Genomic DNA, 10,770 nt, shown 5'->3' with positions numbered 1-10,770 from the left:
GGTGTCGGCCAGCGTGATGACGTTCGATCACGACGGGCTGATGTTCAACCTGCTCGACACGCCGGGACACGAGGACTTCTCCGAGGACACCTACCGCACGCTGACCGCCGCCGACGCGGCGGTGATGGTGCTGGACGCGGCCAAGGGCATCGAGCCGCAGACCCTGAAGCTGTTCGAGGTCTGCCGGCTGCGCGACATCCCCATCGTCACCTTCATCAACAAGATGGACCGCGAGGCGCAGGACCCGTTCGCCCTGCTGGACGAAATCGCCTCCAAGCTCGCCCTCGATCCGGCGCCCCTCTACTGGCCGGCTGGGTCGGGCGGGCGATTCAAGGGGATGCTGGACCTGCGCCGCGAGCGTTTCCTGCCGTTCGCCAAGCCCTCGGCGGACAGCCACGGCCACCCCGAGCCCGTCTCCCTGAAGAGCAACGCCATCGTCACCCACCTCGACCCGGACGAGCAGGGGGAGCTGGAGGAGGGGGCGATGCTGGTCCAGGAGGCGGCCAAGCCGTTCGATCCGCAGTCCTTCCTGGAAGGCCACATGACGCCGGTCTTCTTCGGCTCGGCCCTGCGCCATTTCGGCGTGGACCAGCTGCTGGAGGGCCTGGGCGCCTACGCCCCGCCGCCCAAGGCGGTGGCCGCCTCGCGCGGCGGCGAGCCGACCCAGGTCGCCCCGGGCGAGAAGGAGGTCACCGGCTTCGTCTTCAAGGTCCAGGCGAACATGGACCCCAACCACCGCGACCGGATCGCTTTCCTGAAGCTGTGCTCGGGCCGGTTCACGCGCGGCATGAAGCTGAAGGTGCAGAACACCGGCCGGCAGCTCTCCGTGAACGCACCGGTGATGTTCTTCGCCTCCGACCGCGAGCTGGCCGAGGACGCCTTCGCGGGCGACGTGATCGGCATCCCCAACCATGGTGTGCTGCGGGTGGGCGACAGCCTGTCGGAGACCGGGACGGTCCGATTCGCCGGCCTGCCGAACTTTGCGCCGGAGATCCTGCAGCGGGTGCGGGTCAAGGATCCGCTCAAGGCCAAGCACCTGAAGAAGGCCCTGGAAGGCTTGGCGGAGGAGGGCGTCACCCAGCTGTTCCGCCCGCAGCTTGGGGCCGACTTCATCGTCGGCGCCGTCGGTCAGCTGCAGTTCGAGGTGATGGCCGACCGACTGGCCAACGAGTACGCCCTCGAGGTGCTCTTCGAGCCGTCGCCCTACGCCGAGGCCCGCTGGCTGGGCGGCGACAAGCCCGACGTCGAGGATTTCATCGGCAAGCACCGCAGCGCCATGGCGCTCGATATCGACGAGCAGCCGGTGTTCCTGGCCAAGTCGGCCTGGGAGATCGGCTACGTCTCCGAGCGCTATCCCAAGGTCCGGCTGGAGCGGACGAAAGAGCGGGCGTAGCGCCGGCCATTAACCCTGCAAAACTCCGGCCAGTCCCGGTCACGAAATCATCAACAATTCTTTATCTCTGATTAACCATAACCGCTTGGTTAATGACTTGTTAATGGCCAGCGGCTCCGGCTTTGCTCCTTACGGGCTGAGCATCTTGAGGTCGTCCCGCGGTGGGACGGCTCAAGGTTACTGGAGTTGGGCATGTTCGAGTTCGGGCGCGAGCTGAGGCGGCTGTTCGGAGCCGAGGCGATCAGGCCGGTGCGGGACGGGCTGACCGGCGGCGACCAGGGGCTTCTGGAGCTGCTCGAACTTTCCCTGCTGCGCACCGAAGGCAAGGCGGCCGATGTCGCCGCCGGCCGGGTCGGCGCCCGCGACCGGGCCCAGCGCCTCCTGGAGGCGGCCATCGTCTGGCGGGAGATCGCCCGCCGCTCCGGCGAGGCCGTGGCCCTGCGCAAGGCCGCCGCCACCGCAGAGGCCGCCGCCGACGCCTTCGACAAATCCCGCCGGCCGGACGGCTGGGCCCGGGCCCGTTGCGAGCAGGGCTACTGCGCCCTGCTGGGCGCCGAACTGTTCGGCGACGAGGGCCTGAACGCCGCCGCCGAGATCGCCTTCCGCGAGGCCCGCAAGGCCTGCCGGGGCGGGCTCGCAGCGCCGCTCGCCGACGCCGCCCTGGCGCTGATCGAAGGGCGCCGGCGCCTGGCCACCGGCGACGCCGACGCGGCCCGCCAGTTCGCCGCGCGCCTCTCCCAGCCGATCGCCGCCCTGCAGGCGCTGACGCGCCGCTGCCCGCCGGCCCGACTGGTGGCCGCCGAGGCGCGCCTGGCCCGCGCCGACCTGCTCTCCGCCTGGGGCGCGCGCCTGAAGGATCGTGACCTCGTCGAGGCCGCCCGCGACGAGGCCGCCGCGGTCGCCGACACCATGGACCTGGCGTACGAGCCGCTCACCTGGGCCCGCGCGACGCTGGCTAAGGCCCAGGCCGCCACCCTCCTGGGCGAGGTGACCGGCTCCACCGAGCTGTTCGCCGACAGCGTCACGGCCTTGGCCGACGTGCTCGACCAGCTGCCCCGCGACCACAGCCCCCTCGACTGGGCCCGCACCCAGGCGGGGCTGGCCCAGGCGCTGCAGGCCCTGGCCGAGGAGAGCGCCAGCGAGCGCGCCTACGAGCAGGCCATCACCGGCTACGACCGAGCGCTAGTCGCCCTGAAACGGGCGCCGTCGCTGGCCGTCCGCGCCGCCGCCGCCAGCAATCGGGCCCTGTGCCTGGCCCGCCTGGCCGAGCTGACCGGCGACATGGCGGTGCTGGACGCGGCCGAGATCGCCTTCAAGACCGAGCTGTCGCGCCGGCACGGCCGCCGCGATCCGGTCGGCTGGGCCCTCGTCCAGCTGAACCTCGCCCGCATCTACGAGGCCCGCGCGGAGATCACCGGCATCGACCGTGGCGAGCGGGCCGCCGCCGCCGTGGCCCTGAATGCCGCGCTCGACGTGTTCTCCGAGGAGGGTTTGCGCTCGCTCAGCGTGATGGCCCTCGACGGGCTCGAACGCCTCCGCGCCGGCTTGGCGACCGCCCGCCCGGCGCACTAGCGTCCAAGGGGCTTCCACAACTGACGGTGGCGCGTGTAGGCTCGCCGCATGTTGGGGAAGTATTCGAAACTAAAGACCGCGACGGCGCTCGCGGCCGGGCTGGCGGCGCTCTGGTGCCCGCCGGGGGCTGTGGCGCAGGACCGCGACCCGGACTGGGTGCGCCGACCGCGGCCGGAGGATCTGCTCGCCGTCTGGCCCAAGGTGGCGTGGGAAAAGGGCATCGGCGGCAAGGCCGTCATCTCCTGCACCGTCACGACCGCGGGCGCGCTGCGCGACTGCAGCGTCGTTGAAGAGGATCCGCCAGGCATGGGCTTCGGCGGGGCGGCCATCACCTTGACCGCGCAGCTGGCGATGCGGCCCAAGCTGGTCGGCGGAAAGCCGGTGCCGGGCATGGTGAGGATCCCAATCAATTTCAGCGATCCGGGCCTGCCGATCGGCTCGCACCTGCGCGGCGGCGCCAAAATCCCGGCGCTGACCAAGCGCGTCGTCTCGAACGTTCCCTGGCGCCAGGCGCCCACCTACGAGCAGGTGATCGCCATTTTCCCGCAGAAGGCCCGGGCCGCGGGCGTGGACGCCCGCGCGGCCATCGAGTGCACGATCAACCGGGACGGACGGCTCGGCAGTTGCCAGACGATCTCGGGGGAGCCGAACGGAATGGGCGCCGGGGCTGCGGCCCGCAAACTGGCGCCGCTGTTCCTGGCTCCGGAGACGGACGCAGCCGGCAAGCCGCTGGCCGGCGCGCGGGTCCACATCCCGGTGACCTTCGGCAAGTCCATGCTGGCCAGCGAGGCGCCGGTTATCGGCAAGCCCAGCTGGACGGCTCTGCCCACCGGCAGTGATCTGGCCGCAGGTTTTCCGGTCGCGGCCCGCAGCGCCGGCGTCACCACCGGCCGAATACGGCTGCGCTGCCAAATCGCCACCGCGGGCCGCCTGCAGAACTGCGCCGTGCAGTCGGAGGAGCCGGCGGGAATGGGTTTCGGCGACGCCGCCAAAGCCCTGACCAGCAATTTCCAGATGAGCCTGTGGTCCGCCGAAGGCCTGCCCACGCAAGGCGGCTTCGTGGTCATCCCCCTGCGTTACGACCTGCCGAAGGACGAGCCCGCGGCGGCCGGTACGCCCTAGGCGGCGGCCACGTCGCCGGTCGTGCGGCGCATGCGCCAGAAGCGGATGGTCCGCTGGGCCGCTTCCACGGGGAGGGTCTCGTAGAGCTCGCCGTACTCGCGGGCTCGGCCGAGGGCGTTGGCGTCGCGATCGAGGATCAGCACCGCAAAGGTCAGGAACAGCGAGCGCTCGAAGCCGGCCGCCTTGCAGACGATCGACAGGGCGTCGAGTTCGCGCTTCTCCAGGATCCGCCGGGCGGTTTGGAAGTCGATGCCGGCCATCTCCGAGAGGGCGACCAGGAACTTGGTGGTTTCGCGGTTGCGCAGGAAGCCGGCCAGCACCGGCGGGGTGATGGCGTTGCGCAGCCGCATGGTGCGGATCGCCTTCTCGGCCTCGGCGTAGTCGGCCGGCAGCGAGCCGTGGAGGGTGGCGACCTTCTTGCGGCCCGCGGCCAGCGCCGCCTCGACGGCGGCCGGGTCGAGCTCGCTGTTGCGCTCCAGGATCTTGTCGCGCAGCCGGGCCTCGACGACGAAGTACATCTCGTTGAGCAGGTCCGGCGGCACGCTGCTGCGGCCGACCACGGCCTCGTGCAGCTCCGGGTTCTCGGCCGCGCGGTCGACGACGATCTCGTGGGCCTCGCGGGACAGTTCGGCGCCTTCGTTGCGCAGCAGCACGCCCAGGGTCTGGTCGTCGCCGCGCTCGACGATGGCCTCGGTGACCGCCTGGGAGACGGTCTCGCGCTGGGAGATGGCGCGCAGGTGCTCCTGGCCGCGGGTGCGGGCCACCACCAGCAGGTCGTCCTCGGTCAGCGCCCGGGAGCCGGTCAGCACCGGCTGGGCGACGGCGATCGACTGGTCGCGCGCCAGGGCCCGCAGCAGGCCGCTGGGCGGGGCGTCGGCGGTGGCCATGCGCTCGGCGAGCTCAATCCGGACGACCTCCTCCATCTCGCTTGAGAGCTGCGAGAGGATGTCGTCGAACAGGTCCATCTCCTGGCCGCCGCGCTCGGCCTCGGTGGTGAAGAACAGGTCGGTGACGCTGCGCAGCAGCTCGCGCCGGCGCTCGCTGGACTCTTCCTTCGCCAGGTCGATCAGGTCGTGCAGCTTGGTGCGTTGCATGCGGCGTGTCTCAGAAGAGGCGGGCGTCGATGGAAGGCTTGCGGGCGGGGGCCTCGTCCTCTTCCGCCTCGGTTTCAGCCGGGGCGTCGGGGGGGCCGATCAGCACGTAGTTGGTCTGCGCCGAGGTCGCGGGCACGGTGTCGGGCGCCATGCCATACTCGCGGTGGAGGGAGTAGAGCCGGCTGGGCGCGGCGCCCCGCTGCGGGGCAGGGGGCGGCGCCTGGGCCAGGCGGGGCGCGGGCGGCGGAGGCGCGGCGGCCGGCGCGGGCGCGGGGCCGTCGTAGAGGCTCTGGGGCAGTGGATCGTGGGACCAGCTGGACATCGGCTGGGCGCGCGGCGGTGGCTGAGGGGCCGCAACGGGCCGCGGCTCTGGGCGGGCGGCGATCTGGACGGGTGCGGCTTGCGGCGCCGTCGGCGCGGCCTTTCCGGACCAGCCGAGCAGCCGACCCTCGTACGGGCGCGCCTGAGGAGCGGCCGCCTTGCGCGGCGGACCATAGCGGTCCTGCACCGGTTCGGCGGCCGCGGAGCCCGCACAGGCGAGCGCAACGAGGACGAGTGCAAGTCGCATCATGCCGACTGTGCCGCAGCCGACTTAACCCTGAGCTAACGGGGCCGATTAAGCTTGACCTAACGGCCGCGCCACCACTTCAGGCCGGCCCGCTCGAGCGCCTCGAACAGGGCGTAGAGCGCCGCGCCCAGCAGGCCGAGCGCCAGCAGGGCCGCCAGCATGCGGGCGGTCTGCAGCCGGTGGCTGGCGTCGAGGATCCGCCAGGCGAGCCCCTGGGCCGAGCCCGAGCCGGCCACGAACTCGGCCACCACGGCCCCGACGATCGCCAGCCCCGCGGCCACCTTGTGGCCCTCCAGCAGGAACGGCAGGGCGGACGGCAGCCGCAGCCGCAGGAGCCGCGCGCCCCGGCCGGCGCCATAGAGGTCGAACAATCGCTCCAGGTCTGGATCGGCGGACCGCAGTCCCGTCACCGCGCCCGAGAAGATCGGGAAGAAGGCGACCACGGCCGCCAGGGCGACGATGGCCCGCTCCGGATGGTCGATCCCAGCCCAGATGTTGACCAGCGGCGCAATGGCGATCACCGGCGTTACCTGCAGCACCACGGCGAGCGGCCGCAGGGCCCGGTGCACGGTGGGGCTCAGGGCCGCGCCGAGCGCGGCGAGCTGGGCGATCACGCTGGCGGCGACCAGCGCCTGCAACGCCATGGCCAGGGTGTTCCAGGCCGAGGCCAAGAGGCTCTTCCAGTCCGAGGCGAGCGCCTCGCCCACGGCGCTGGGCGGCGGCAGCACGTAGGAGGGGACCGAGAGGGCGCGGCAGGCGATCTCCCAGGCCCCCAGCAGGGCGGCGATCAGCGCGATCGGCGCAAGGGCGGCGGCCAGGCGTGTCATGCCGCCGCCATCCCCTGCGCGAGGGCGGCGGAGACCTGCTCTACCGTCTCGCGGAACTGCGGCGTGGTGCGGAAGCCGGGCGGGCGGGGCAGGGCGGCGGGGCTGGCGACGTCGGCGAGGGTGCGGCCCGGGCCCGGGCTCATCACCACCACCCGCGAGGCCATGTAGACCGCCTCCTCGACGTTGTGGGTGACGAAGACGGTGGCGGGGCCGGCATCGCGCCACAGCGCCAGCACGTCGTCGGCAAGCGCCCGGCGGGTGATCTCGTCGAGGGCGGCGAACGGCTCGTCCAGCAGCAGCAGGCGTGGCGAGGTGACCAGGGCGCGGGCCAGCGAGACCCGCATCGCCATGCCCCCGGACAGCTGCGCCGGCCGGGCCGCCTCGCGGCCGGCCAGGCCCACGCGGGCCAGGGCGGCGGCGGCGCGCTCGCGGGCGTCGCTGCGGCCGACGCCCGACAGCTCCAGCGGCAGGGCGACGTTGGCCGCTGCGCTCAGCCAGGGGGCGAGGGTGGGCGCCTGGAACACCACCGCCGTCTCGCCCGTAGCGGCGTCGCGCCGGACCTCGCCCTTCTCGGGCGTCTCGAGCCCTGCCAGCAGCCGCAGGGCTGTGGACTTGCCGCAGCCCGACGGGCCGACCAGCGCGACGATCTCGCCCGCCGCCAGCGAGAGGCTGAACGGCCCCAGCGCCGCGCGGCCGCCATAGGCCACCTCCACGTCCGCGAGCTCGGCGACGCTCACCCCTTCCTCCCCCATTCATGGGGGAGGGGAACCACGCCAGGCGTGGTGGAGAGGGCTTGCGGCGGTGGAGGCCCTCTCAACCGCCCTGTCGGGCGGTCCCCCTCTCCCATGAATGGGAGAGGAAAGAGGGAGGCGCGCGGTCGCACTCGGCCCGACACTACGGCGCGAACTGCAGCGTATAGGCCTGCTTGTAGTCGAGGTCGGCGGGGTAGACGCGTTCCTTGGCGGCCATGTTGAAGAACTCGGCCCAGCGGGCGTCGGTCATTCGGCCGATGGCGGCCTGGTCGCCGCCGTCGACGATGCCATAGCTCTTCAGCTTCTCGCGGGCCTGGTCGAGGACGTCCTGGGTCATCTCCGGATTGTCCTTCAGGATCAGCGCATCGCCAGGCTTGGGATCGCCGTAGAGGTAGGAGCGCCAGCCCGCCGCGCTGGCCTCCACGAAGGCCTTCACCGCCTGCGGATTCTCGGCGATCAGCTTGTCGGTGGCCAGCACCATCGTCGCGTAGCTGGGATAGCCCTCGTCGGCGAGTAGCATGACCTTGGGCTTGATGCCGCCTTCCTTCTCCAGGGTATAGGGCTCGGAGGTGACGTAGCCCTGCTGGGCCACCCGCTTGTCGGCCAGGAAGGGCGCAGGGCTGAAGGCGTACTTGCGCACCTGGTCGTCCGTGAAGCCGTACTTGGCCTTCAGCCAGACCCAGAAAGCGTTGATCGAGGCGTCCGACAGCAGGATCGGCCGCCCCTTCAGGTCGGCGATGCTGTTCACCCCCGTGCCCTCGTGGGCGATCAGCACCTGCGGGTCCTTCTGCATGAAGGCCGCCACCGCCTTCACCGGGACCTTTTCCTGGGCCAGGTTGACGACGATGAAGCTGTTGGAGCCCATGCCCATCTCCACCTGACCGGCGGCGAGCAGCTGGGGCACGTTCACGCCCGGGCCGCCCTGCAGGATGCGCACGTCCAGGCCCCGCTTCGCGTACTCGCCGGTGGCCACCGCCTGATAGAAGCCGCCGTGCTCGGCCTGCGCCCGCCAGTCGGTGGCGAAGCGGATCGTCGTCTGACCCTCGGCGGCCTTGGGCGCCTCGGCCTTCTGCTGACCCGGCGAGCAGGCGCAGACCAGCGCCGCGACGGCGAGAGCGAGATTGCGGAAGATCTTCATGCGGCCCCCGGGACTGAACACCAGCGGAGCCTTAAGGGGACCGATCCAAAGCGCAAGAGGGGGCCCCACGGAGCAAGAGGGCGGCGCCCCGGTCACCCGGCGCGTCGCCCTCCTCCAGATCCTTTTTGAGGGGATCTGCGCCGGAAGAAACAGCTTGCGACTTCGATTGGCGGGCTTCCCCGCAGGTTTCCGTCGCCGCTGCCGATCCTTGGTCCCTCAGATCCCGGGTCGCCCCGTTCCTGAGCTTCGTCAGATCGTTCCGAAGCCTTTGGTTCTGCGGTGTGTCCTGGGAGGGGCTTTCGCCCCAGACGGGCCTCCCGCTTCGCCTCGGCTTGGTCCTGCGTCTTCGGTTTTCCGGCACTCCTTCGACAGTCGCCTGTCTCGGGTTTTCCGGTCTGCCTGGGACCCAGTTCCTTCTGGCAAGATGGAGCTTGCGCCCGAACCGGACCCTCCGCAATAGGCCCGAATCACCTCTGTGTGAACGAACCGCGACGGCGCAGATAACCATCTGTGGATGTTTGGTTAGTTGCGCCGAAATTGCTCAGCCGATTCAGCGAACGAAGTTACCCACAGCTTTGCCTCAGCCGCCGGTTTCGAGGCTCTCGCGGCGCTCCTCGAGGGCCAGCCACTCCTCCTCCGCCGCCGCCAGCTGGGCGCGGGCGGCCTCCAGCGCCTTGCCGAACCGCTCGAAGGCGGCGGGGTCGCGGGCGTATAGGTTCGGGTCGGCCAGCTGGCTCTCCAGCAGGGCGATCTTGCCCGGCAGCTCGTGGACCAGCCCGTCCAGTTCGGCCAAGCGGCGCTGCTCCTTGTAGGTGAGCTTGGCGGGCCGGGGCGGGGGCGGCGCCGGTCTCGGCGCGGCCGAGGGCCTCGCCGACGGCGCCGGCCGCTGGGCGGCCGCTTCGAAGTAGCCCGGGTTCTGGGTGATGAAGTCCGTCCAGCCGCCCGGCGTCTCCACCGCCCGGCCCTTCCCGTCGAGCCCGATGGTGGAGGTGGCCAGCCGGTCGATGAAGTCGCGGTCGTGGCTGACCAGGATCAGCGTGCCCTCGTAGTCGGCCAGCAGGTCCTCGAGCAGTTCGAGGGTGTCCATGTCGAGGTCGTTGGTCGGCTCGTCCAGCACCATCAGGTTGGCCGGCTTGGCCAGCGCCCGGGCCAGCAGCAAGCGGTTGCGCTCCCCGCCCGAGAGGCTGCGAACCGGTTGGCGCATCTGGGCGTCGGTGAACAGGAACTCCTTGGCGTAGGCGGCCACGTGCTTGGGCCGGCCGCGGACCATCACCTGGTCCCCTCCTTCGGGGGCGAGAGCGTCCTTCAGGCTCATCTCGGGCTTCAGGTCGGCCCGGGCCTGGTCGATGTAGGCGACCTCAAGGTTGGTGCCGAGCTTCACCTCGCCGGCGTCGGGCGCGAGCTCACCCAGCAGGATCTTCAGGAGGGTGGTCTTGCCGACCCCGTTCGGCCCCACGATGGCGATGCGGTCGCCGCGGATGATGCGGGTCGAGAAGTTCTTCAGGATGGTCCGGTCGCCGAACGCCTTGGCGATGCCCGTGGCCTCGACCACCCGCTGGCCGGCGACGCCCGATGAGGCCAGGCCCATGGAGAGCTGGCCGCCCATCTCGCGCATCCGCTCGGCCTTGGTCTGGCGCAGGGCCATCAGCCGCCGGCGGCGGCCCTCGTTGCGGGCCCGGCGGGCGGTGACGCCGCGCTCCATCCAGTGCTGCTCGCGCTCCAGCGTCTTGTCGAGGCGGCGGGCCTCCTCGGCCTCGGCGGCGAGGATCCGGTCGGCCCAGTCGTCGAACTTGGCGAACCCGGCGTCCAGCCGGCGGACCTTGCGGTGCGCCAGCCAGAAGCAGCGGCCGGTCACCCGCTCCAGGAAGGCGCGGTCGTGGCTGACGATCAGGATCGCCGCCCGGCTGGCGGCGATCATCTCTTCCAGCGTGGTGATCGCCAGGATGTCGAGGTGGTTGGTGGGCTCGTCCAGCAGCAGGACGTCGGGGTCCTCGGCGAAGGCCTTGGCGAGCGCGGCCCGGCGGATCTCCCCGCCGGAGAGCCCCTGAGCCGGCTTGGCCGGATCGGCGCCAAAGGCCTGCAGGGCGGCCTCGGCCTCGTAGGATTGGGCGCCGCCCGAGACGGCGTGGTCCAGCAGAGTGGGGCCGACGATCTGCGGCTCCTGCGGCACGAAGGCGATGCGGGTCCCGGGCGTCACCGTCCGCTCGCCGTCGTCGGCCTGGGCGAGCCCGGCGATGATCCGCAGCAGGGTCGATTTGCCCGCGCCGTTGCGTCCCACCAGGCAGGCCCGCACCCGCGGATTCA

The 10,770-nt window shown here is 71.5% G+C and carries 9 protein-coding genes; 3 read left to right on the top strand and 6 right to left on the bottom strand.

The genetic code is table 11. The features are described 5' to 3' along the window. From VHK87_RS18935 to VHK87_RS18925, 3 genes are all read left to right on the top strand, one after another. Positions 1-1,393, top strand: a 1,393-nt coding sequence (locus VHK87_RS18935) for a peptide chain release factor 3 (RefSeq protein ID WP_329636450.1), incomplete at its 5' end; no start/stop codon positions are given. Between the two features lie 192 nt (positions 1,394-1,585). Then, the gene (locus VHK87_RS18930) at positions 1,586-2,965 is read left to right on the top strand and encodes a hypothetical protein (protein WP_329636449.1); all 1,380 of its coding nucleotides are present in this window, start codon (positions 1,586-1,588) and stop codon (positions 2,963-2,965) included. 48 nt (positions 2,966-3,013) lie between these two features. After that, positions 3,014-4,087, top strand: a complete 1,074-nt coding sequence (locus VHK87_RS18925; protein WP_329636448.1) for a TonB family protein — start codon at positions 3,014-3,016, stop codon at positions 4,085-4,087. Here the strand turns inward: VHK87_RS18925 and VHK87_RS18920 are convergent. The 6 genes from VHK87_RS18920 to VHK87_RS18895 all read right to left on the bottom strand — a co-directional run. Beyond that, complete coding sequence (locus VHK87_RS18920; RefSeq protein ID WP_329636447.1) at positions 4,084-5,181, bottom strand: DUF2336 domain-containing protein; 1,098 nt, start codon at positions 5,179-5,181, stop codon at positions 4,084-4,086. The genes VHK87_RS18925 and VHK87_RS18920 overlap by 4 nt on opposite strands. Before the next feature lie 10 nt (positions 5,182-5,191). Continuing rightward, the gene (locus VHK87_RS18915; protein WP_329636446.1) at positions 5,192-5,752 is read right to left on the bottom strand and encodes a hypothetical protein; all 561 of its coding nucleotides are present in this window, start codon (positions 5,750-5,752) and stop codon (positions 5,192-5,194) included. Positions 5,753-5,808: 56 nt separating this feature from the next. After that, positions 5,809-6,576 carry an ABC transporter permease gene (locus tag VHK87_RS18910; protein WP_329636445.1) on the bottom strand — a complete coding sequence of 256 codons (768 nt, stop codon included), beginning with the start codon at positions 6,574-6,576 and terminating at the stop codon, positions 5,809-5,811. Beyond that, the gene (locus tag VHK87_RS18905; RefSeq protein ID WP_329636444.1) at positions 6,573-7,328 is read right to left on the bottom strand and encodes an ABC transporter ATP-binding protein; all 756 of its coding nucleotides are present in this window, start codon (positions 7,326-7,328) and stop codon (positions 6,573-6,575) included. The genes VHK87_RS18910 and VHK87_RS18905 overlap by 4 nt, the downstream gene beginning before the upstream one ends. 142 nt (positions 7,329-7,470) lie before the next feature. Beyond that, positions 7,471-8,466: an ABC transporter substrate-binding protein gene (locus VHK87_RS18900; RefSeq protein ID WP_329636451.1), complete on the bottom strand. Its 996-nt coding sequence runs from the start codon at positions 8,464-8,466 to the stop codon at positions 7,471-7,473. Between the two features lie 580 nt (positions 8,467-9,046). Further along, positions 9,047-10,770: ABC-F family ATP-binding cassette domain-containing protein (locus VHK87_RS18895; RefSeq protein WP_329636443.1), on the bottom strand; the 1,724-nt coding region annotated here is incomplete at its 5' end.

Source organism: Phenylobacterium sp. (assembly GCF_036263695.1).
GTDB lineage: Bacteria > Pseudomonadota > Alphaproteobacteria > Caulobacterales > Caulobacteraceae > Phenylobacterium.
Note: the sequence above shows the minus strand (reverse complement) of the source record. Positions and strands in the feature narration are given on the sequence as shown.

Coding starts and splice junctions, on each gene's coding strand:
- VHK87_RS18930 (WP_329636449.1), top strand. CDS start 1,586: ATGTTCGAGTTCGGGCGCGAGCTGAGGCGGCTGTTCGGAGCCGAGGCG.
- VHK87_RS18925 (WP_329636448.1), top strand. CDS start 3,014: ATGTTGGGGAAGTATTCGAAACTAAAGACCGCGACGGCGCTCGCGGCC.
- VHK87_RS18920 (WP_329636447.1), bottom strand. CDS start 5,181: ATGCAACGCACCAAGCTGCACGACCTGATCGACCTGGCGAAGGAAGAG.
- VHK87_RS18915 (WP_329636446.1), bottom strand. CDS start 5,752: ATGATGCGACTTGCACTCGTCCTCGTTGCGCTCGCCTGTGCGGGCTCC.
- VHK87_RS18910 (WP_329636445.1), bottom strand. CDS start 6,576: ATGACACGCCTGGCCGCCGCCCTTGCGCCGATCGCGCTGATCGCCGCC.
- VHK87_RS18905 (WP_329636444.1), bottom strand. CDS start 7,328: ATGGGGGAGGAAGGGGTGAGCGTCGCCGAGCTCGCGGACGTGGAGGTG.
- VHK87_RS18900 (WP_329636451.1), bottom strand. CDS start 8,466: ATGAAGATCTTCCGCAATCTCGCTCTCGCCGTCGCGGCGCTGGTCTGC.